The organism is Edaphobacter aggregans DSM 19364, assembly GCF_000745965.1.
Lineage (GTDB): Bacteria > Acidobacteriota > Terriglobia > Terriglobales > Acidobacteriaceae > Edaphobacter > Edaphobacter aggregans.
In genome coordinates this window covers 110,503-131,599 of record NZ_JQKI01000013.1, presented here as the reverse complement: position 1 = coordinate 131,599, position 21,097 = coordinate 110,503, and the positions used below count along the sequence as shown (strand labels likewise).

Below are 21,097 nucleotides of genomic sequence, written 5' to 3'. Positions count from 1 at the left end.
TCAAGCCAGCACCGCCTGACCCTGCGTTGCCCCTGTCGGAACCCCCAGCTTGTCCAGCCTGCCCGTGCGCGCCAGAATCTCAGCGTTCAGCAACGCAGCCCCCGCCGCGCCGCGAATCGTGTTGTGCGAAAGCACCACAAACTTCCAGTCCAGCAGCGGACACTCGCGCAGACGCCCCACCGTGGCGGCCATGCCATTCCCGCGCATGCGGTCCAGCCGCGGCTGCGGACGATCCACCGCCGTATCGAACTCCACCGGCTGCTCCGGAGCCGTCGGCAGATGCTGCCCGCGCAGCGGAGCGAACTCACTCCACGCCGCCAGAATCTCCTCGCGCGTCGCCTTCTTCCTGAACTTGACGCTCACGCACTCCGTGTGGCCGTCTTCCACCGGCACGCGATTGCAGTGCGCACTCACCTTCGCATCCAGCATCTCAATGTGGTCGCCGCGGACGTGGCCCAGCAGCTTGCCGACCTCCTCCTGCATCTTCTCCTCTTCGTTCTTGATGAACGGGACGACGTTGCCCAGGATGTCCAGCGACGGCACGCCCGGATACCCCGCGCCGCTTACCGCCTGCATCGTCGAGACGAACATGCTCTCGATCCCGAACCGCTCCTCGAGCGGCTTCAATGCCAGCACCAGTCCGATCGCCGAGCAGTTCGGATTCGTCACAATATATCCGCCGCTCTCACGCCGCCACGCCTGCGTCTCGATCAGGTCCAGGTGCCCGGCGTTCACCTCCGGCACCACCAGCGGAACGTCCTTCACCATCCGGAACGCGCTCGAGTTCGAGATCACGGCGCAGCCCGCAGCAGCGAACTTCGGCTCCAGCCCGCGCGCGATGTCCGCGCCCAGCGCGGCAAAGATAATCTTCGGAATGGGCAGCCCACCCTCGCACAGCTCCGGCGTATTCGGCTGCACAGTCATCGCGGCAATCTTCGCCGGCAGCGGAGTGTCCAGCTTCCACTTGCAGGCCTCCCCATAGGCCTTGCCCGCGCTGCGGTCGCTCGCCGCAAGCCACGTAATCTCAAACCAGGGGTGATTGTGCAGAAGCTGAATGAATCGCTGACCGACCATGCCGGTCGCGCCAAGAATGCCAACCCGTCGCCGTTCCATAGTCTCTTAAGAATAACGCGGCCCGTCACTCGCCGTCACGAAACGGCTGTCTGCCGTCGCATATCGCGCACCCGGCTACCCGTCCCCGCGACGCCGCTGATACGTATGCCCTCCGCCAGCCCACACCAGCACCGCCACCACCAGATGAATCAGGAACCACAGGCTGACCCCCTGATCCAGGTAGATCAGGTACAGTACCAGCGCGCGCGGTAGCAGGATGGCAAAGACAAGCGGAATCCACCCCACCAAGTGAAACGGAACCAGCACTCCCTGGAACCACGCCACCGCCAGCGAAACCCGCGGCAGAAACAGCGCGAAGACCAGGAACCAGAAGGGAGGTCGATGCGAGATCAGTGTCAGGCTGAACCCGCGCTCCACAACCTGCTGCCACAAAAACGTCGCCATCGCGCCTCCGCTATTTCATCGAGTAAGTAAACTCCGTCTTCGTGCTCTCCTTCGGGGACACCGTCACCTTCATCGTCTGTTCGCCCATCTTCTCGTGAGCCGCGGCCAGCGTATACGTTCCCGCGGGCAGACCCTTGATCTCAAACTTCCCATCGGCATCCGACACAGCAAAGAACGGCGTCGCCGAGACATTGATGAACGCATTCATCCACGGATGGTTGTTGCACCGCACCGGCATCATCATCTCCGGAGTATCGAACTGCTTCTTCTCCGGAGCGCCCTTGGCCCCCTGCGACACATCGACGACAGGATTGCCCGTCGGCATCGTGTGGATGTTGTGCATCGTCCCGTCGGAGTTGCGGAACTCCACCGTCCCACCGCGCATCACCGCGATCACGTGCGGAGTGTACTTGCAACCCATCTGGTCCATCACCACTGGCGCAGTCGATTGGGGAGCCGCATTCATCGCGGCCCCCGGACCATCTTTGATGTAGAGGTACACGTTCGCCAGCTTCCCGCCGTGAACCACATACTGCTCGGTAAGGTTCTCGCCGCCCGTAATCGAGCACACAGGATCCTGGCTCATGTCGATCTTCAGCCGCTCCGGCGCCTTGCCGGCGAAGTTCACCGTGCCGCGAATCGTGCCCGTCGTCGACTCATCGATCGCCGCGCTCTTCGGCGCGCCAGTCTCGTTCGGCTTCGTACCCTTGCCGATCACTGCGCCGCGCTTGATCGCCTCGTTCGGCTTGCATCCCGCGATCGCAATCAAAGTGCCCATCGCCAGCAAAAAGGTCGCCGGCCAGCCAAAGATCCTCATCCTGCTCCTCTCCCTACTTGGCAGCCACAGGCGAGTCCATCGCCTCCAGCACCGCATCCGCGAACGCCTTCGTTCCGGCCGTCCCGCCCACATCGCGCGTCAGCACCTTGCCCTCGCGATACACCTGCTCGATGGCCGTCTGCACCATCTCCGCGGTCGCCTTCTCGTCGATGTGATGCAGCATCAGCACCGCCGACTGCAGCAGCGCCGTCGGATTCGCCATGTCCTTGCCCGCGATATCGGGAGCCGAACCATGAACCGCCTCGAAGATCGCACACTCACGCCCCAGGTTCGCGCCAGGAACCAGCCCCAGCCCGCCCACAAACGCGCTACACAGGTCGCTCAGAATGTCGCCGTACAGGTTCTCGGTCAACAGAATGTCGTACTGGTAAGGATTCAGCACCAGCTGCATGCACGTGTTATCGACGATGTGCTCCTTGTACTCAACCTCAGGAAACTCCTCGGCGACCCTGCGGCAGCAGCGCAGAAACAGTCCGTCCGACAGCTTCATGATGTTCGCCTTGTGGATCGCATGAACCTTCTTGCGCCCATGCTTGCGCGCATAGTCGAAGGCGAACTGCGCAATCCGCGACGAGCCCTTGTCCGTAATGATCTTCAGCGACTGCACTACTCCCGGCACAATCTCGTGCTCCAGGCCGGCGTACAGGTCCTCCATGTTCTCGCGGACGATGATCAGGTCGATATTCTCGTACTTCGTCTTCAACCCCGGAAGGCTCTTCACCGGGCGGAAGTTCGCAAACAGCTCGAACTTCTTGCGCAGCGTCACGTTGATCGAAGCAAACCCTCCGCCGATCGGAGTCGTCACCGGTCCCTTCAGCGCAACGCGATTCTGCTCGACCGACTCGTACAGCGCCTTCGGAATGTACTCGCCCGCCTGCTCGAAGGCCTCCGCGCCCGCCGCATAGCGATGCCACTCAAACCCCACGCCGTTCGCCGCGCCTGCGGCTTCGACGATCTTCACCACCGCGCCCGAGACCTCCGGCCCAATGCCGTCGCCCGGAATCAACGTAATCTTGTGAGTTCTCTTAACCGCCATCTCTCTCCAGCTTTCTTTCGTTGGTTGCTTGAAATCCCTTGCGGATCTCTCTGTTACTTTCTCTTCTTCTGATCTTTCCCGCTCACCAGCTCGTCCAGCTCCTGCTTGAACTCGCCAACATCCTGGAAGTCGCGATACACGCTGGCAAACCGGATATACGCCACCGTATCGATCTCCTTGAGCCGCGTCATAATCAGCTCGCCCACCTCGCTCGTCGAGCGCTCCCGTTCCGGCGAATCAACGACGTAGGCCTCCGTCTCATCCACGATCTGCTCCAGCTTGTTCGCCGAGACAGGCCGCTTCTCGCAGGCGTGCAGAAGCCCGCTCAATACCTTCTGCCGGTCAAACTTCTCCCTCCGGCCGTCCTTCTTCACCACCATGTAAGGAATCTCGTCGATGCGCTCGTACGTCGTGAACCGCTTGTTGCAGCCCTCGCACTCACGTCTGCGGCGAATCGAGTCCGCCTCTTTGCTCTCTCGCGAATCGACCACTCGATCCTGGGTAAAACCGCAGTAAGGACACTTCATCGCTATGTCTTGATTCTAGCAGTGCTCACGCTAGCTTCCTGGCTCCGCCGCAGCGGCTTCGGTCTCCTTGCCTGCCTCTTCGCTCTCCTCGGCCACCTTCTTCAGGCTCACGTGATCGACCCGCGCGCACAACAGCCCAGCGGGAATAATGCACAGAAATGTCACCGCCAGCAGTAGCGCGCCACACGCTGTCGCAGCCTCAATCGGCGCGCCATAGAAGGCGTGCATCGCCGTCGCCGTCACCGCAATCTGCGTGAACCACCCAATGATCGGAAGCTGCAGCAGGCTGCCGCCGAGGCTCGCCGCCATCAGCAGCATCGCGCGCGAGAACGACAGGTTTGCCAGCTCAGGAGTCTGGATGAAGGCATGCGCCGTCTGCACATACGCCGACGCAATCATCCCCCACATCACCAGCGAGATCGCCGTCACGACCAGAAGCTCCTGCCACGTCTTCAGGGCCTTCAACCCATCGCGAAACCCTTCAATCTTCTCCGCGATGCTCTCGGCCACGTTCTTCGAGAGCGGCCTCAGTACGTGCCGCGCAAACCCCGCCACTGCGCCGCCGGCCACGCGCACGGCAATCGCAAACACCGCAATCGCCAGCGTCACCAGCAGGCTGCCCCGCCCCACGCGCATAAACAGGTCGTAGCTCGGCGTGTTCTTCGGAGCGAACGCCAGCGCGCTTGAAAAAATGGCCGCCGCCGCGCCCAGGTCGAACATCCGCTCCAGCGTATACACCGCAACCTGCGAGCTCAGCGGAAGCCCGGTCTTTCGCGCCACCAGATAAGGCCGCGTCAAATCCGCAAGCCGGCCAAACAGCGCCACTGCCGTAAATCCCACGAACTGCGGACCAATCAGCGACCCAACCGACACGTCCTTCATCGGCTTCACAAAGACGCTCCACCGAATCGCCCGCAGCCAGTACGTCGCGTAGATCAGAAGAATCCCCGCCAGCGCATGGCCCTGGTGGATGTGCCGCAGCTGCTCCCAGAAGTTCGCCCAGTCAAAGTGAATCCGGTCACGGTAGACGAAGACCACCACGGCGAGCGCAACGACAACCCCGGCCCACAACACCGCTCCTCGATTCTTCATCGCAGCTCCCTCGGCTCCTGGCCCTTCACTGCGCCTGCGCTACCTGCTCGCCCACACGAGCCGCCTGCTTCCGCCGGTTGAACTCCCGAATCACCCGCGCCACATAGGCCCGCGTCTCCCGGTAGGGGGGAATCCCATGATACCGGTCCACCGCCGCCGGCCCGGCGTTATACGCCGCCAGCGCCATCGCCACATTATCGTGATAGCGCGTCAGCAGCTGATCGAGATACGCCGTTCCTCCGGCGATGTTCTCCTCCGGCCGGAACGCATCCTCTACCCCAAGCTCGCTCGCCGTCCCCGGCATCAGCTGCATCAGCCCACGCGCTCCCGCACGCGAGACCGCCCGCACCTGCCCTCCGCTCTCGGTCCGAACCACGCTGGCAAGCAAATCCGCGTCGATGTTGTGCTCCGTCCCCGCATGCGCCAGCATCGTGTGCATCTCCTCGCGGGTCAGCGCTGCCACCGGAGCCGTCACCGCAGCGGCAGGTGTAATTCCAGCCGGCACCGGAGGAGGATCAGGAATCGCCTCCACCCGCACCACCGCGTCGGCCGCCACCTCAAGGTAGTTCGCCGCAGCATCCTTACCCGCGCTTATCAGATACAGCCGGACGCGATCCCCCACTGCCTCGCGACGCACGCAGTCCAGCTCAAACCCATTCTTCAAAGTCACATGCTCGGCCGCCCGCGACACCGGGCACACCATCGCGACGACCGCAAGGGCAGCACATCCCAGGCGAACGACTCGCCAAACCGGACTGGGCCTCATCGCCACTCCCAAGAGCCTACCACTGCTTGGCACTGACGATCTCCCTCGTTACACCCACAAACGTGCCATTGGCCGGATCGTCGTCTCTCTCTCGGGCTCATACCCCATGCAGCGCCCGATCCAGCACTGCCTCTACCGCCACGGCCACCCCGTCCTCCAGATGGTGCGCCCCCACGCTCCACCCACGCCCCACGGCAACCTCCTTCAGGTCCTCCGGAGCGTTCGCCATCAGCACCGCGCTCCCCGCCGCCTCCAGCATCGAAACATCGTTCCAGTTGTCCCCGATCGCCAGAATCTCCTCCCGCTCCACCCCGCGCTCCCGCGCCAGGTCCAGCAGAGCCCGCCCCTTGCTGCACCCCGCCGGCAGGATGTCAACGATGCTCAGATCCCTCTCCGGATACTCCGTCCGGTGCAGCGCCGCCTCAGCCTGCGCCGCGCCCTCAGCCGCCAACCCCGCGCCCTCCCGCCGAACCTCGCTCCTTCCCAGCGGCTCCAGCCCCACTCCCACCACCTTCGGATCACCCAGCAGCAGCGCCTCCGCCTCCCGCATCCGCTCGATCGTCCCGCACAGCATCATCTGGATCAGCCCCTCGCGCCCCAGCGCCGCCTCCATCGGTACAACCCTCTCGATATAAGGCTCATTTGCCGCCATCCACTTCCCGATGCTGCCGTTGAGCTCGTCCATCTCCTCCACCACCAGCGCCCCGCGGGTGTCGTCGCCGTCTTCCCGCACACGGTCGAACGTCACCAGCAGCGCCCGCCGAAACTCCCCAATATGCCCGCACAGCCACTCCGCCGTCCGCTGCTCCAGCAGAGTCCTCTCCAGCAGCCGCCCCCCCAGCGTCCGCACCACCCCGCCATTCGAGCTGATCAGCCCGCTCTCCTCGCTCAGCCCCAGCCCCCGAAGCACCTTCATCGCATAGCTGTGCCGCCGCCCCGTCGCAATCACGACCTCCACTCCGGCCCGCTCCGCCGCCTTCAGAGCCGCCACATTCCGCGCGCTCACCTTGCCGTCGGCGCCCAGCAGCGTCCCATCCACATCCACCGCCACCATGCGCAGGCGCTTCCTATCAGCCATCCCTCCATTCTCGCATCGCACGTCATCCGGTAGCATCGAACTATGCCCCGTATCGCATCGCTCGAGTGCTCCCGCTGCCACAACCACGTCTCCCCCGAAACTCCCCAAACCCTCTGCCCCCTCTGCGCCGGCTCCCTCTACGTCCGCTACGATATGGACGAGCTCAAGCGCACCGCCCGCCGCGAAGACATCGCCGCGCGCGCAGCGGCCAGCCCAACGAGCCTCGGCATGTGGCGCTACGCAAACGTCCTTCCCAGCGGTGCGCCAGATAATCCGGTTGCCCCCGTCACCCTCGGCGAAGGCTGGACCCCCATGCTTCACAGCAAGCGCTACCCCGGCCTCTACATCAAGGAGGAGGGAGCCAACCCCACCGGCACCTTCAAGGCCCGCGGCCTCGGCCTCGCCGTCACCATGGCGAAGCACTACGGCCTCCAGCACCTCGCCGTGCCCTCCGCCGGCAACGCCGCCGGAGCCCTCGCCGCCTACGCCGCCGCCGCCGGAATCGCCGCCCACATCTTCATGCCCCAGGACGTCCCCTTCGCCAACTACGTCGAAGGCATCGCCTACGGAGCCGACGTCAACCTGATCGACGGCCTCATCTCCGACTGCGCCCGCATCGTCGGCGAGCGCATCAAGCAGCAAAGAGACTCCAACACCCCCGCGAACGAAGTCTGGTTCGACATCTCCACGTTGAAAGAGCCCTACCGCGTCGAAGGGAAAAAAACCATGGGCTACGAGCTAGTCGAGCAGCTCGGCTGGACCTACCCCGACGCCGTCTTCTACCCCACCGGAGGAGGCGTCGGCCTCATCGGCATGTGGAAGGCCTTCGAAGAGATGGAAGCACTAGGCTGGGTCACCGGCAGGCGCCCGAAGATGTACGCCCTCCAGGCCTCCGGCTGCGCCCCCATCGCCACCGCCTTCGACCACCACAAGCCCACCAGCGAGTTCTTCCCCAACGCCGACACCTTCGCCGCCGGCCTCCGCGTCCCCAAGCCCTACGGCGACTACATCATCCTCGACATCCTGGAAAAATCCGGCGGCAAGGCCATCGCCAGCGACGACGCAACTATCCTCGCCAGCATCCTCGACTACGCCCGCAATGAGGGCATCTTCCTCTCCCCGGAAGGAGCCGCCGCCACCGCCGCCTACGACCAGCTCATCCAGTCCGGCGAACTCTCCCCCACCGACAAGGTCGTCCTCTTCAACACCGGAGCCGGCCTCAAGTACACCGACATGACCGCCGAAGCCATGCACCTCCGCCGCCCCGGCACCCTGCCCACCAGCCTCCCCGTAGGAGGCATCATCACCCCGCAATAGAATTCTCGGCTTGTCATGGCGTCATCTCGACCGAAGCCGCTCACAGACTCATCGTGAGCGGCGAAGTGGAGATATCCCTGTATTTCGTCGGCATCGCCTCCTACATCGAGGAACATTTTCCGTCCTCGAACGTACAGGAGCCTCATGCGCCAATTCGCCGCCGTCCTCCTCTGCCTCACACCTCTCTCCGCCCTCGCCCAAACCAACCCCACCCCGCGCATGCAGCAGATCATCGCCAGCTACGCCGGCGAAAAGACCTTCATGGGCACCGTCCTCGTCGTCAAAGACGGCCACACCCTCATCGACCAGGGCTACGGCTCCGCCGACCTCGAGTGGTCGATCCCCAACTCCCCCACCACAAGGTTCCGCCTCGGCTCCATCACCAAGCAGTTCACCGCCGCCGGCATCCTTCTCCTCCAGGAGCGCGGCAAGCTCAACATCGACGACCCCGTCAGCAAGTACATGCCCGACGCCCCCGCCGCCTGGTCCAAGATCACCATCTACAACGTCCTCACCCACACCTCCGGCATCCCCTCCTTCACAGGCTTTCCCGACTACCGCACCACCGAGTGGAAGGACACCAACCCTGCGGAGCTCGTCGCACGCTTCCGCGATAAGCCCCTCGACTTCGAGCCCGGCACCAAGTTCTCCTACTCCAACTCTGGCTACGTCCTCCTCGGCTACCTCATTGAAAAGGTCTCCGGCCAGACCTACGCCGACTTCCTGCAACAAAACATCTTCACCCCGCTCGGCATGAAGGACACCGGCATCGACTCCAACGCCGCCATCCTCTCCCAGCGCGCCCAGGGCTATCGCCGCTCGCCCCGCGGCATCGAACACGACGGCTACATCAGTATGACCATCCCGTTTTCCGCCGGGGCCCTCTACTCCACCACCGGCGATCTGCTCAAGTGGGAGCAAGCTCTCTTCGGCGGCAAAGTTCTCAAGCCTGAGTCGCTCGCAAAGATGACCACGCCCTACAAGTCCGACTACGGCTGCGGCCTCTTCATCCGCACCGTCGACGGCCACAAGCTCATCACCCACGGCGGAGGCATCGAGGGCTTCAACACGTCCCTCAACCACTACCCCGACGACAAACTGACCATCATCGTCCTCGGCAACCTCACCGGTGGCGCGCCCGATCAGGTCGCACGCTACCTCAGTCGCGCCGCCCTTGGCCAGCCCTTCACCCTCCCCTCCGAACGCAAAGAGATCACCCTCCCCGCCACCACGCTCCCCGACTACGCGGGCACCTACCGCGTAGCCGACCTCGATGCCGATCTCGTCATCGCCGTCAACGGCCCCCGCCTCTCCGCCAAGCTAGGCAAGCAGAACCCCGTCGACGTCTTCGCCGAATCCGATTCACATTTCTTCCTCAAAGTCGCCGACGCCCAGGTCGAGTTCTTCCGCGACCCCGCCACCCACACCATCTCACGCCTCGTCATCTACCAGAACGGAGCGCAGCACGAAGGCAAAAAGCAATAGCGCCAACAGGTCGCCGCACCGACAGTACGTCCGCCGCAAAAAGGTCTACAATCCCTCCTCACAGGAGGGACCTCTTATGAAAACCGTAGGAACGGTGGAAAGCCTGTGGCGTTACCCGGTCAAAAGCATGCGCGGCCAACAGCTGGAAAGCGCCTTTGCGGGCTTCTCCGGAATCTATGGCGATCGCATCTACGCCATCCACGACGATGGAGCCCCCGCAGGATTTCCCTATCTCACCGGCCGCGAACGGGAACACATGCTCCTCTTCCAGCCTCAGTTTCGCAACGCCGACCGGGCAATGAAGCCCGAAAATCAGTCCGAGGCAGAAGCACTCGCCCCTGGTGTCACTCCCGTCTATCCCAGCCTGGACGATCTCACCGTGGATGTCCAGACACCCGATGGGAACTCCATCCCCATCGACGACCCGGCTCTCCTTCATCTGTTGAGCGAGGGCCTGCGCGAGCGCCATCACCTCCGCCTTATGCGCTCCGAACGCGCTCTCACCGACTGCCGCCCGCTCTCCCTCTTCTCTCTCCAAACCGTCGAGCGGCTCGGCGATGAACTGGGCACCTCGCTCGACAAGCGCCGCTTCCGCGCCAACCTCTACCTCAACCTCGGCAGCAGCGAAGGCTTCACCGAAGATCAGTTCGTCGGCCACACCCTCAGCATCGGCGAGAAGGTGATGGTCGCCATCGTCGACCGCGACCCACGCTGCAAGATGATCACCCTCGATCCCAACACCGCCGAGCCCAACCCCGAGGTCATGAAGCGAGTCGCTCGAGAGCACGACGGAAAAGCCGGGATCTACGCCGCAGTCCTCGTCGAAGGCACCATCCGCCCCGGCGACGAGGTCCGCCTGGTCAACTGAAATCTGACTTTCCTGCATCCGGCCTCCGTAAAGAATCTCTCCGACGACCCCGCTCCGGCCCTGGCACCGTCATTCTGAGCGGAGCGAAGAACCCCCGCATTTCGCCCATCCCCGCACTCCCGATCCGGTGGGGAATAAAATCTGTGCCCGCACGAATTTTCACAGGGGAAAAACCTCAAAAACCCCAGCAAATCTCGCTGTCAAGTCCAAAAATGGCCTATCTCCATCATAAATAGAGATTTATAGAGTGCCGATTTACCCCACCCGATCCGGTAGAATAAAAACATCAATCGAAAACCGAAGCCCCGGACCCCGGGGCTTTCCTTTTTGCTACTTCCACAAGCCCCGGTACATCGAAGTACCAGGCTAAGTTTTCTGTTTCGAATACTTTGCGCAAAAAGTAGGGGAGGGAGGAGGTACCGCAGCCATGAACGCACGGCAGCAGATCCGGAACGTCCTCCTCCTCGCCCTGCCCCTCATCGCGGCCGAACTCGGCTGGATGGCGATGGGCATCGTCGACACCGTCATGATCGGCCACATGCAGAACGCCGCGGTCAACATCGCCTCCGCCGCCCTCGGCCAGGTCCTCTACAACACCCTCGCCTTCGGAATCGCCGGCGTCCTGCTCTCGCTCGACACCTACCTGTCGCAATCCCACGGAGCGGGCCGCTTCGACGAGGCCAACCGCTGGCTCTACCACGGCCTCCTCCTCGCCGCCATCCTCGCCGCCGCGCTCTTCGGAATCATCGAACTCGCCCCGCTGGCGATGCGCCGCATGCCCATCAACGCGCAGGTCATGGAAGGAGCCATCCGCTTCCTCCACGCGCTCAACTGGGGAACCCCCACGCTCTTCCTCTACTTCACCCTCCGCCGCTACCTGCAGGCCTTCAACCACGTCCGCCCCATCGCCTTCGCCCTGATCACCGCCAACCTCACCAACGTCCTCGGCAACTGGCTCCTCATCTACGGCCACTCCTGGGGACCCATCCACATCCCCGCCTACGGAATCGCAGGCTCCGGCCTCTCCACCTCCATCTCGCGCGCCTACCTCGCCCTCTTCGTCGTCGCCGCCGTCTGGCGGGTCGAGCACCAGCACCACTACGGCCTCAGCTCCATGCTCCGCCACATCGAGACCGCGCGCCTCAAGCGCCTCACCATCCTCGGCGCCCCCGCCGGCGCCCACATCTTCACCGAGATCGCCATCTTCGCCACCGTCACCTTCCTCATCGGAACCCTCGGCCCCCTCCAGCTGGCCGGTCACGAGATCGCATTAAACTGCGCCAGCTTCACCTTCATGGTTCCCTTCGCCATCTCCGCCGCCGCCGCAGTGCGCGTCGGCCAAGCCATCGGACGCAAGGCGCCTCGCGAAGCCGCCGCCGCCGGCTGGACCTCGATCCTTCTCGGCGCTGGAATCATGGCGACCTTCTCCCTCGTCCTCGCCCTCTTCGCCCACCCCATCGCGCGGGCCTTCACCCCCGACCCCGCCGTCATCGCCGCCACCGTGCCCCTGCTCTTCGTCGCCGCCGCCTTCCAGTTCTTCGACGGCCTGCAGATCACCGCAACCGGCGCTCTGCGCGGAGCAGGGAACACCCATGCCGGCCTCATCGTCCACATCATCGGCTACTGGATCATCGGCCTTCCCGTCGGTTCCTGGCTAGGCTTCCGCATGGGCTACGGGGCCGTCGGCCTCTGGCTTGGTCTCTGTGCCGGGCTCATCGTCGCAGGCGTGGCGCTCACGACGGTCTGGCACCGCACCACGCAGAAGCTGCCCGAAAAAAGCCTCGTCTCCTGAAGACCTGAAGATCCGCTGCGCGCCAAGCCCGCCGTGTCAACCCGCAGGCTGGTGCTCCGGCACGTGAGCCTTCGAGCGCGTCGTCAGCGTGATGGCCGCGCCCAGAATCAGCGCGCCACCGGTCCACGCGCTCGGCCCCAGGTGCTCACCCAGCGCGAAGACGCCGAGCAGGCTGCCGATCAGCGGCTCCATGTTCAGCAGCACCCCGGCCTGCGACGCCGGAACCTGTGTCATGCCCCAGTTCCACAGCAGCGTCGTCGTCGCCGTGCACAGAACGCCGCTGGCAGCCAGCGCCAGCCACGCCTTCATCGAGACGTGCGCGACCGGTGGCATCCCGTAGCGCACCGGCACCCACACCAGCAGCATCAGCGTGCCCAGCAGCAGGCCGTACGCCGTGACGACGATCGGTGAGTGTCGATCCATCAGCCGTTTGTTGAGCAGAATCCAGCCCAGAGCGATCGCCAGCGAGAGCACGATCAGCAGATCGCCCGCAAGCGAGGGCTCGCCTGCGCCCGTGCCATGGCGACCCAGCGCGATCAGCGCCGCACCCGCCGTCGAGACGGCTAGCGCGATCCAGCCCGTCGCATCGAGGCGCTCATGCGCGAACAGAGTCGCACCCACCGCGAGGATCACCGGCATCGTCCCCACCATCAGCGCGGCGTGCGAGACCGTCGTCAGCGAGAGCCCGTAGAACTGGATGAGGAACTGAACCGGAACTCCGAGAAAGGATGCCGTCGCAAGGACGCGCCACTCACGAAGAGAAAGGCCGGGGCGATGCGTTACCAGCAGCGGAGCCAGCGCCGCCATTGCAAAGAGAAACCGATAGAGCACCATATGCGCGAACGACATCTCTGCCAACGCGATCTTGCCGAAGAAGAAGCCGCAGCCCCAGAGCGAGCTGGCGATGGCGCACGCGACGAAGCCGAGAGTGCGCCGTTTGTGGACAAAAGACATACTTCCACTGTCGCACAAATGAAACGGGCGCAGCCTTGAGCCGCGCCCGCTGTTGACAGCCTTGTGTCAGCTACCAGACGCGGCAGCTGTTGGCCGGTACCATCGGCGTGCCCTTCTTGCACCCGAAGGCCGCTGCAAAACCCGGCTGGTTGACGATAGCGCCGGTCACGCGGAAGTGATCCGGCGAGTGTGGATCGGTGAGCACCTGCTGGCGGATTACCTCCGGCCGCGAGTTCTCGCAGTAGTTCTGCGCGTACCCGATGTAGAAGCGCTGCGGTGAGGTGTAGCCGTCGATCTTCTTCGTCAGGTCCACCTTGTTGATCTTCGCCCGCTCAAGATACGCCATGTATGCGAGCACCAGGCCGCCGTTGTCGGCCGTGTTCTCGCCCAGCGTCAGCTTGCCGTTCACCTTCACGTCATCGACTGCAGTGAAGGAACCGTACTGGTTCACCAGGCAGTCGGTCCGCGCCTCGAACTTCTTCGCGTCCTCGGCCGTCCACCAGTCGCTCAGGTTGCCCTTGGCGTCGAACTTGCGGCCTTCGTCGTCGAAGCCGTGCGTCAACTCGTGGCCGATGACCGCGCCGATGTGCCCATAGTTCACCGCATCATCCTGCTTGGGGTCGTAGAAGGCTGGCTGCAGAATGCCTGCGGGGAAGTTGATGTCGTTCATGCTGGGGTCGTAGTAGGCGTTGACGGTCGGCGGCGTCATGCCCCATTCGCTGTGGTCCACCGGTTGGCCGATCTTGCCGAGCTGGCGATCGTTCTCGAACGCCGTCCCGCGGAACTTGTTGCCGAGCGCGTCGTCGGCCTTCACCTCGAGCTTCGAGTAGTCGCGCCACTTGTCCGGATAGCCGATCTTGTTTGCGATGCCCTTCAGCTTCTCCTTGGCGCGCACTTTGGTCTCGGCGGACATCCAATCCACTTGATCGATGTCGCGCTCCATCGCGTTCTCGATGTCGTGGACCATCTCCAGCATCTTCGCCTTGCTGTCTCCGGCGAAGTACTGCGAGACGTAGACCTCGCCCAGCGCCTCGCCCAGCGCGCCGTTCACAGCGTTCGAGCAGCGCTTCCAGCGCGCGCTCTGCTGCGGCTGCCCCGTTAGCTTGCGGCCGTAGAAGTCGAAGTTCTCGTCGTCGAAGCGCTTGGGAAGACGGTTGGCCGCGCCCGTCAGCAGGTGGTAGCGCATGTAAGCCTTGAGTGTGTCGAGATCGGTCTCCTGCACCTGGGCGATCATCGCGTTGATGAAGGCCGGATTGGCATTGTTCAGCTCCTTGATCTCGGGCGAGCGCATGGCCTCGCGAAACGCATTGAAGGAATCCGCGGGAAAGGTCTGCTCAAAGATCTCGATGGTCTGCAGGTGATAGATCTTCTCCGGGTCGCGCCGTTCGGTGACCGGCATGGAGGCCTTGGCCAGCGCGGTCTCGAAGGCCATCATCGCCGTGGCGTCCTTCTGTGCCTGCTCGGCGGGCGTGCCGGCCAGAGTCAGCATCTTCGCTACGTGCTCCACATACTGCTTGCGGACGGTCTCGTCCTTCTCGCCGGTGCGCAGATAGTAGTCGCGCTCGGGCAGGCCGAGTCCGCTCTGGTCGACGAACGCGATCTGCTTGCTCGCGTCCTTGAAGTCCTGCTGCTCGCCATAGCCGAAGAAGACGTCGATGCCGTTGCGCTGCAACTCGCCGACCAGCGCGGTGAGGTCGTTCTTGTCGTTGAGGGCGTCAATCCTGTCGAGGTACGGCTTCAGCGGAGCAAGTCCCTTGGCCTCGATGGCGTCGGTGTCGATGCAGCTCTTGTAGTAGTCGCCGATCTTCTGCTCGTTGGGCGTGCGATTCTCCCCACCGGCCGCGGCCTTGGTCAGGATGTTGTTCAGCGACTGCGTGTTCACGTTGTACAGAGCGTAGAACTCATCCACTGCCGGCTGGTCGGCGGGAATCGGGTGGTTCGCGGCAAACCTGCCGCAGGCGAACTTGTAGAAGTCCGTGCAGGGGTCGACAGAGGGGTCGATGGAGGAGGAGTCGAAGCCCGGAATGGCCTTGTAGACCTCGGCCCTGACCGTCTTGTCGTCAGCGACCCGGCTCTGCCGGCTGTTCTGCTGTGCCTGAACCCCGGTCGCGACCCCAGCCGCCAGCAGGGTTGCCGCGAAACTCAGCGCGGCCACGCGAGGGGGAACCACCTTCTGTATATTCACCTTGCACTTCCCTTCGATTCTTTCCGTTTGGAACCTTCTGATGTTGTATCACTGGTATTGTTTACCGTTGACAGACGCTTCGTGCTTCCATTGGCGAGCACCCTTCGTCTGTGAAACAGTAGAAGGCAGGACGCCCTTCCGGGCGAGATACGCGCGCCATTATGCCGGTTCCCAGCATCATCCACGCGAGTCCCCGGCTCTGCAAGCTTTCGAGCCTTCTCCTGCTCGTTGTTGTGTCTGTATTTGTGACGAAATGCGCCGTGGCCAAGGGTCCTGAGCCGGCGGAGCGCATCCCGCTGGAGCCCTTGGGCTTCCAGCCTCTCTCCACACAGTTTCTGCTCGCCGGCAGCTCTATGCTGACGGTTGACTTTGTCGACGATAAGCATCTTCTGCTGACCTACAGCACCAAGCGGCTGCTCAAGCGCCTGCCGGACTGTCCACCTACCGACCAGGATCGCATGATTGACGCCGTGCTGCTGGAGGTTCCCGGCGGCAAGGTTCTGGCGCGCACCTCATGGCGCTTCCACGACCACGGCCAGTACCTGTGGAACCTCGGCAAAGGGCGCTTCATGCTGCGGACTCGCGACACGCTCACCACCTTCGCCCCGATGGTCAACCTGGCTCGCGGCCACGCCTTCCGGGAGAGGCCATTCCTTACCACCGAGCGCCGGATCGGCGGCGTGCTGCTGTCGCCCGACGCCGACCTGATGATCATCGAGACGGTGGACCGGCAGCGAGAGGCAATCCTGCCAACGAGTTCGGGCGCGACGCCGGGTCTCTCGACGGAGGAGAGCGCGTTTTCCGAGACTCCCGTGCAGATCAACTTCTTTCGCCTGTCGGCCAGGGCCGGCGAAGAAGTAGGGCTGCGGCCGGGCGGCGGGTTTCGCGCGCGGGTTCCCGGACGCATTCCTGCCAACTCCGCCGGCTACGTTGCGATGCTCGATCAGGGGCAGCGGCGCTGGGCTTTCGACTTCCACTCCTACAGCGGCAAGGTCAAGGAACTCGCTGCCTTCGACTCAACCTGCAGGCCCGTGCCGATCCTGGTGAGCCGCAGCGAGTTCATCGCCTTCGGCTGCGGCCTCAACCACGCCCCGCAGCTAGTCGGGGCCTTCAACATGCGCGGCGAGCAGATGTGGCAGCAGAACCTGACCGAGAGCTATATCGCTCCCACGTTCGACTACGCCCCTAAGGGCGGGCGATTTGCCATGAGCCGCGTGCTGACCCACAGCGGTGTCGTGCAGGCCGACGCACTCATCCCGGAGCTGGTCGCCGGTCAGAGCATCATCGTCTACCAGACCGACAGCGGCCGCCAGGTGCTGCGCATCGATGCCTCGCCGGTAGAGCGTGCCGGGCAGAACTTCGCGCTCTCCCCGGACGGGATGAGCCTTGCGGTAGTTCGCGGGGATGCGATCGAGATTCACAGCCTTCCGCCGCTGACCGAGAAGGAACGCGATGCGGTAAAGCTGGCAGAGGCTTCCGCCCCGCAGGACGACGGCGCGATGGCGCAGTTTGGAGAGGCGAGCGCGGGCGGCGGCGACGTGGCAGCCGATATGACGAACGGCGACTCCGCAAATCCTCCCGCGCAGGCTCCTGAGGCCACTCCGGCTGCAAAGACAAGCGAGCCTGAGGTCGCACAGCCGCCCACGCCACAGGCTGCGCCGGCGCCTCCCGCAGGAACAGATTCCTCGAATGACGCTGCCACATCGAAGCCGCAGGAGAGCCCGGCGAATACAGCGGGAGCGGAGAGCTCCGCACCAACCGAATCGCCGCGAAAGCCGCCAACTCTCTACAACGAGGGCGAGCATCCCGGAGATTCCAGCGGAACGACTCAAAAGCCGGGGTCGCCGAAGCAATGAAGAAGGCCAGCTCCTCAGAAGCTGGCCTCGGTCGAACTGGTAGATGGGGAAGGTGCTTAGGGGGCCTTGGTGACCGCAGCCTTCACGCGGGCGTTCAGGCGGCTCTTGTAGCGGCTGGCCGTGTTCTTGTGGATCACGCCCTTTTGAACGCTCTTGTCGAGCACCGAGACGGTGGCGCTGTAGACAGCCTTCAGGTCCTTGCTGTCGCCCTTGGCGATCGCCTCGCGCAGAGAGCGCAGGGTTCCGCGGAGCTTGCTCTTGTTGGCGCGGTTGACCGCAGTCTTGGTCTCGGTCTGGCGTGCGCGCTTCAGCGACGATACATGATTTGCCATGTTTAAACTCTCTCTTCTGACCCGCTTATGTGTCGGGGAATTTGGGATGCAGACCTCAGGCTGGCCGGAAACACAGCCTGAACCATCCTCTGCAATCTCTAAGTCTACGGAAATCCGAGGCTAAGGTCAACCGAAAGAACGGCGGGAATCCTGCATTCCGGTCAGTTTTCCGGCAAACAGACCGAGGCAGCCGCAGTTATTCCTTTAGATTCATTCCCCATCATTCAGGGGCTTGACGAGCGTCCCGGTGCGGGCTACTCTGTGCCCATCTTCGGCACACGATTGGCAACTCTCGCCATCCCGGTCGCAGCCCCCACACAAACAACCTTCCCTGTGCCGTGCCTTGACCGGGCCGCAACCTGTCGCTCGTACCTTGTATCCAATAAAGCAGAAGATAACCGCGCTTCGCCTGACGGAGGTCAGCCCCAAACTTGATCAGAACAGCCATCGAAATCACCCCAGGTATCGAACCCCTCTACGGAACCCACGACGAAAATCTACGCCTGTTAGAAGACGGGCTACACGTCACGATCGACCTTCGATCGGACGCCATTCATGTGACCGGCAACGCCGACAGCGTCGCCCGGGTGGAGCGCGTCTTCGCGGACTTCGACGCGCTGCGTCGAGCAGGCGTGAACCTGCACAACGGGGAGCTGCACGGGATGCTCAAGATGGTCGTCGCCGATCAGGCCGTGACGCTGAGGTCGCTGGTCGATTCCGGAAAGCAGCGCTCGAACGGCGTCAAACGAATGGTTCAGCCGCGCTCGCCCAATCAGCGCAAGTACGTCGAGGCGATCGAGCAGAACGACATGGTCTTTGGCCTCGGCCCCGCCGGAACCGGCAAGACCTACCTCGCCGTCGCGATGGCGGTCTCGGCGCTCGTTGCCAAAAAGGTCAGCCGCATCATCCTCGTTCGTCCGGCCGTCGAAGCCGGCGAGCGCCTCGGCTTCCTTCCCGGCTCGCTCCAGGAGAAGGTCGATCCCTACCTGCGCCCGCTCTATGACGCGCTCTACGACCTGCTCGACCCGCAGAAGGTCGACAAGATGCTCGAATCGAACGTCATCGAGGTCGCGCCGCTCGCCTTCATGCGCGGCCGCACGCTCAATGACGCCTTCATCATCATGGACGAGGCGCAGAACACGACGACTGAGCAGATGAAGATGTTCGTCACGCGCCTCGGCAACAGCTCGAAGGCCGTCATCACCGGCGACCTGACGCAGATCGACCTGCCGAACCCCAAACGTTCCGGGCTCTTCGAGGCGCTGCACGTCCTCGACGGCGTCGAGGGAATCCGCTTCTGTCACTTCGAGGACGTTGACGTGGTGCGGCATCACCTCGTTCAGCGCATCGTACGCGCGTACGACAGCTACGGCCGCGCCCAGCAGGAGCTTCCGCTCTCGATGGGCGAGTCTGCGATGTCGGAGCCTCCATCGCTGGCAAGCGACAAGCATGTGGCGAAGCCGCAGTAGCGGCAGTGAGATACTATCGTCAGCAGAGGGGAGCGCGAACAACGCTTCACTCTGCTGACGTTGCACTTTGCGCGATGATCACCACCAAGCGATGATCACCATCGAACCTCCCAGTACCCGTTCCAATCCAATGCCGCCTGCGAAGTCCGGCCTGACGCGCTTCCTTCGCCGCGCCCGCGAGGTGGTTGGGCTTGCGGGCGCAGTCGAGGTGCTCCTTACCTCAGACGCCGAGATCAAACGCCTCAATCGCGACTTCCGCGGCAAGAACAAGCCGACCGACGTGCTCAGCTTTCCCGCTCCGGAGGAGATCGCTGCGCAGCACGCGGGCGACCTCGCCATCTCGCTCGATACGGCAGCGCGGCAGGCGGAGAGCTTCGGCCACTCGCTGGGCGAAGAGGTTCGCGTTCTGATGCTGCACGGCCTGCTTCATTTGACCGGAATGGACCACGAGGTGGACTCCGGCGAGATGGCCGCTCGCGAGGCCGAACTGCGCCGTGAGCTGAAGCTGCCCGCGACGCTGATCGAGCGCACAACAGGTTCGCCGGCTCGGCCTGCGCGCGCGCCGCGAAGGAAGACGGCGGCGAAGAGGCGGCGCGCATGAGCCTCGGATACTTCATCACGATGACGCTGCTGCTGGCCGTGCTCGCGCTGGCCGCTTACGTCGACCGCGTCTACTCGGAGATGGGCAAGTTTCTTGCCCGCGAGTACCAGGACAACATCGACACCTGGGAGCAGACGATCGAGCCGCGGCTGCGGCTCGGGCGCGAGTCGATCGCGCTGTCGGCCTCGGTGCTGCGCCAGCTGACGCTGGCCGCGATCGCGCTGCTGTGGGGGCTGCATCTCTACCAGAACACGAATGCGCTGGTGGAGATTCCAGGCACGGGAGCGATTGCCCGCGGGGCGGCCGAGCTGATCCTGCTGATCCTCATCTTCGACCGCCTGATTCCGCAGATCCTCTTTGCCCGCTCGCGAGGACTCTGGATTCGCAAGCTCACCATCGTGCTTCAGGTGCTCTTCTACCTCATCCTGCCGGTGACGATCGTGCTGCAGCTGCTGCTGTCGATCGCGGCGCTGGCGGAGCCTGAGGACACGAAGGAGGAGGAGCATCCTTCCGAGGCGATGGAGGCGCTGCTCGAGGCCGGCGAAGAGGAGGGAATCCTCGAGGAGTCGGACCGCGAGCTTGTGCGCTCTGTCGTCGAGTTCGGCGACAAGGTAGTAAGCGAGGTGATGACGCCGCGGCCGGAGATCTTCGCCGTTTCCGGGACGATGACGCTGCGCGAGTTTACCGCGGAGATCAACGAGCACGCCTTCTCGCGCGTTCCCGTCTACGCGGAATCACTCGATCACGTTACCGGAATCGCCTTCGCGCGCGACCTGCTGAAGGTGCTCGACATCGAAGCCGGAACCCGAACCGTGGCGCAGATTCAGCGGCCCGCCGCCTTTGTGCCGGAGACCAAGAAGGTCGCCGAGCTTCTGCGCGAGATGCAGCGCGAGAAGCAGCACATGCGCATCGTCATCGACGAGTACGGCGGCGTCGCGGGCCTGGTATCCATCGAAGACCTGCTCGAGGCCATCGTGGGCGACATCGCCGACGAGCACGATGAGCCGGAGCCCGACGAGGCTCCTGTGCTCGGCCCCGACGGCTCGTACACCGTGCCGGGAAGCTTCGAGGTCGCGCGGCTGAAGGAGCTGTTCGCCGACCAGATGGAGCACGCCGAGACACGCCCCGTTGAGGACGGCGAGACAACCGAAGAGCCGGTAGCGCACGAGGAGGAGTCCGATCCGCTGCGGCTGCCGGAGCGCTACGAGTCGACGACGCTGGGAGGGCTGGTCTCCGAGATCGCGGGCCACATCCCGGCTCCGGGCGAGGTGGTGGAGCAGGACGGCCTGCGGCTGGAGGTTCTGTCCTCAACGGATCGCCGAATCGATCGCGTACGGGTCAGCCTGACGGGACATCCATCCAGCACCTTCTAAGTACGTTTGC

General features: G+C 63.8%; 19 protein-coding genes. 8 read left to right on the top strand and 11 right to left on the bottom strand.

Features of this window, described 5'->3' with window-relative positions; translation table 11 throughout:
• From asd to Q363_RS06350, 8 genes are all read right to left on the bottom strand, one after another.
• The gene (gene asd / locus Q363_RS06385) at positions 1-1,113 is read right to left on the bottom strand and encodes an aspartate-semialdehyde dehydrogenase (protein ID WP_035348742.1); all 1,113 of its coding nucleotides are present in this window, start codon (positions 1,111-1,113) and stop codon (positions 1-3) included.
• 75 nt (positions 1,114-1,188) lie between these two features.
• Complete coding sequence (locus tag Q363_RS06380) at positions 1,189-1,518, bottom strand: hypothetical protein (RefSeq protein ID WP_051978453.1); 330 nt, start codon at positions 1,516-1,518, stop codon at positions 1,189-1,191.
• A 10-nt stretch (positions 1,519-1,528) separates the two neighbouring features.
• The gene (locus Q363_RS06375; RefSeq protein WP_051978452.1) at positions 1,529-2,335 is read right to left on the bottom strand and encodes a carboxypeptidase regulatory-like domain-containing protein; all 807 of its coding nucleotides are present in this window, start codon (positions 2,333-2,335) and stop codon (positions 1,529-1,531) included.
• Between the two features lie 13 nt (positions 2,336-2,348).
• On the bottom strand, positions 2,349-3,392 hold the full coding sequence (locus tag Q363_RS06370; RefSeq protein WP_035348740.1) for an isocitrate/isopropylmalate dehydrogenase family protein: 1,044 nt from the start codon (positions 3,390-3,392) through the stop codon (positions 2,349-2,351).
• A 53-nt stretch (positions 3,393-3,445) separates the two neighbouring features.
• On the bottom strand, positions 3,446-3,919 hold the full coding sequence (gene nrdR, locus Q363_RS06365; protein WP_035348738.1) for a transcriptional regulator NrdR: 474 nt from the start codon (positions 3,917-3,919) through the stop codon (positions 3,446-3,448).
• 30 nt (positions 3,920-3,949) lie between these two features.
• Positions 3,950-5,011: a lysylphosphatidylglycerol synthase transmembrane domain-containing protein gene (locus tag Q363_RS06360; protein ID WP_035348737.1), complete on the bottom strand. Its 1,062-nt coding sequence runs from the start codon at positions 5,009-5,011 to the stop codon at positions 3,950-3,952.
• A gap of 25 nt (positions 5,012-5,036) precedes the next feature.
• A complete protein-coding gene (locus Q363_RS06355) occupies positions 5,037-5,777 on the bottom strand; it encodes a lytic transglycosylase domain-containing protein (protein WP_035348735.1) in 741 nt (246 codons plus the stop codon).
• Positions 5,778-5,874: 97 nt separating this feature from the next.
• The gene (locus Q363_RS06350) at positions 5,875-6,855 is read right to left on the bottom strand and encodes an HAD-IIB family hydrolase (RefSeq protein ID WP_035348733.1); all 981 of its coding nucleotides are present in this window, start codon (positions 6,853-6,855) and stop codon (positions 5,875-5,877) included.
• 42 nt (positions 6,856-6,897) lie between these two features.
• On the opposite strand from Q363_RS06350, the gene Q363_RS06345 reads away from it, so the two are divergent.
• The 4 genes from Q363_RS06345 to Q363_RS06330 all read left to right on the top strand — a co-directional run bounded on the left by Q363_RS06345 (position 6,898) and on the right by Q363_RS06330 (position 12,317).
• Positions 6,898-8,172 carry a threonine synthase gene (locus Q363_RS06345; protein WP_035348732.1) on the top strand — a complete coding sequence of 425 codons (1,275 nt, stop codon included), beginning with the start codon at positions 6,898-6,900 and terminating at the stop codon, positions 8,170-8,172.
• Between the two features lie 144 nt (positions 8,173-8,316).
• Positions 8,317-9,657: a serine hydrolase gene (locus tag Q363_RS06340; RefSeq protein WP_035348731.1), complete on the top strand. Its 1,341-nt coding sequence runs from the start codon at positions 8,317-8,319 to the stop codon at positions 9,655-9,657.
• 76 nt (positions 9,658-9,733) lie between these two features.
• The gene (locus Q363_RS06335) at positions 9,734-10,525 is read left to right on the top strand and encodes an MOSC domain-containing protein (RefSeq protein WP_035348730.1); all 792 of its coding nucleotides are present in this window, start codon (positions 9,734-9,736) and stop codon (positions 10,523-10,525) included.
• A 427-nt stretch (positions 10,526-10,952) separates the two neighbouring features.
• Entirely contained in the window at positions 10,953-12,317 is a 1,365-nt protein-coding gene (locus tag Q363_RS06330) for an MATE family efflux transporter (RefSeq protein ID WP_035348729.1), read from the top strand.
• Between the two features lie 36 nt (positions 12,318-12,353).
• Here Q363_RS06330 and Q363_RS06325 read toward each other — a convergent pair whose 3' ends face one another.
• Positions 12,354-13,271, bottom strand: a complete 918-nt coding sequence (locus Q363_RS06325; protein WP_035348728.1) for a DMT family transporter — start codon at positions 13,269-13,271, stop codon at positions 12,354-12,356.
• Between the two features lie 70 nt (positions 13,272-13,341).
• Positions 13,342-15,456 carry a M13 family metallopeptidase gene (locus Q363_RS06320; protein WP_245632063.1) on the bottom strand — a complete coding sequence of 705 codons (2,115 nt, stop codon included), beginning with the start codon at positions 15,454-15,456 and terminating at the stop codon, positions 13,342-13,344.
• Positions 15,457-15,716: 260 nt separating this feature from the next.
• On the opposite strand from Q363_RS06320, the gene Q363_RS06315 reads away from it, so the two are divergent.
• Positions 15,717-17,312 (top strand): hypothetical protein, encoded by a 1,596-nt coding sequence (locus tag Q363_RS06315; RefSeq protein WP_157466576.1) that lies wholly within the window; start codon positions 15,717-15,719, stop codon positions 17,310-17,312.
• A 56-nt stretch (positions 17,313-17,368) separates the two neighbouring features.
• Here Q363_RS06315 and rpsT read toward each other — a convergent pair whose 3' ends face one another.
• Positions 17,369-17,644, bottom strand: coding sequence for a 30S ribosomal protein S20 (rpsT, locus tag Q363_RS06310; protein WP_035348725.1), 276 nt, complete (start codon positions 17,642-17,644; stop codon positions 17,369-17,371).
• A gap of 431 nt (positions 17,645-18,075) precedes the next feature.
• Here rpsT and Q363_RS06305 point away from each other — a divergent pair, with 431 nt between their 5' ends.
• The 3 genes from Q363_RS06305 to Q363_RS06295 all read left to right on the top strand — a co-directional run bounded on the left by Q363_RS06305 (position 18,076) and on the right by Q363_RS06295 (position 21,087).
• Positions 18,076-19,113 carry a PhoH family protein gene (locus Q363_RS06305; RefSeq protein WP_035348723.1) on the top strand — a complete coding sequence of 346 codons (1,038 nt, stop codon included), beginning with the start codon at positions 18,076-18,078 and terminating at the stop codon, positions 19,111-19,113.
• A gap of 91 nt (positions 19,114-19,204) precedes the next feature.
• Positions 19,205-19,714, top strand: a complete 510-nt coding sequence (gene ybeY, locus Q363_RS06300; RefSeq protein WP_035348823.1) for an rRNA maturation RNase YbeY — start codon at positions 19,205-19,207, stop codon at positions 19,712-19,714.
• Positions 19,711-21,087, top strand: a complete 1,377-nt coding sequence (locus Q363_RS06295; protein WP_035348721.1) for a hemolysin family protein — start codon at positions 19,711-19,713, stop codon at positions 21,085-21,087. Before ybeY ends, Q363_RS06295 begins: the two co-directional genes overlap by 4 nt.
• Positions 21,088-21,097: the final 10 nt, after the last annotated feature.

Coding starts and splice junctions, on each gene's coding strand:
- Q363_RS06375 (WP_051978452.1), bottom strand. CDS start 2,335: ATGAGGATCTTTGGCTGGCCGGCGACCTTTTTGCTGGCGATGGGCACT.
- nrdR (WP_035348738.1), bottom strand. CDS start 3,919: ATGAAGTGTCCTTACTGCGGTTTTACCCAGGATCGAGTGGTCGATTCG.
- Q363_RS06335 (WP_035348730.1), top strand. CDS start 9,734: ATGAAAACCGTAGGAACGGTGGAAAGCCTGTGGCGTTACCCGGTCAAA.
- Q363_RS06325 (WP_035348728.1), bottom strand. CDS start 13,271: ATGTCTTTTGTCCACAAACGGCGCACTCTCGGCTTCGTCGCGTGCGCC.
- rpsT (WP_035348725.1), bottom strand. CDS start 17,644: ATGGCAAATCATGTATCGTCGCTGAAGCGCGCACGCCAGACCGAGACC.
- Q363_RS06330 (WP_035348729.1), top strand. CDS start 10,953: ATGAACGCACGGCAGCAGATCCGGAACGTCCTCCTCCTCGCCCTGCCC.
- asd (WP_035348742.1), bottom strand. CDS start 1,113: ATGGAACGGCGACGGGTTGGCATTCTTGGCGCGACCGGCATGGTCGGT.
- Q363_RS06295 (WP_035348721.1), top strand. CDS start 19,711: ATGAGCCTCGGATACTTCATCACGATGACGCTGCTGCTGGCCGTGCTC.
- Q363_RS06355 (WP_035348735.1), bottom strand. CDS start 5,777: ATGAGGCCCAGTCCGGTTTGGCGAGTCGTTCGCCTGGGATGTGCTGCC.
- ybeY (WP_035348823.1), top strand. CDS start 19,205: ATGATCACCATCGAACCTCCCAGTACCCGTTCCAATCCAATGCCGCCT.
- Q363_RS06370 (WP_035348740.1), bottom strand. CDS start 3,392: ATGGCGGTTAAGAGAACTCACAAGATTACGTTGATTCCGGGCGACGGC.
- Q363_RS06350 (WP_035348733.1), bottom strand. CDS start 6,855: ATGGCTGATAGGAAGCGCCTGCGCATGGTGGCGGTGGATGTGGATGGG.
- Q363_RS06380 (WP_051978453.1), bottom strand. CDS start 1,518: ATGGCGACGTTTTTGTGGCAGCAGGTTGTGGAGCGCGGGTTCAGCCTG.
- Q363_RS06345 (WP_035348732.1), top strand. CDS start 6,898: ATGCCCCGTATCGCATCGCTCGAGTGCTCCCGCTGCCACAACCACGTC.
- Q363_RS06360 (WP_035348737.1), bottom strand. CDS start 5,011: ATGAAGAATCGAGGAGCGGTGTTGTGGGCCGGGGTTGTCGTTGCGCTC.
- Q363_RS06340 (WP_035348731.1), top strand. CDS start 8,317: ATGCGCCAATTCGCCGCCGTCCTCCTCTGCCTCACACCTCTCTCCGCC.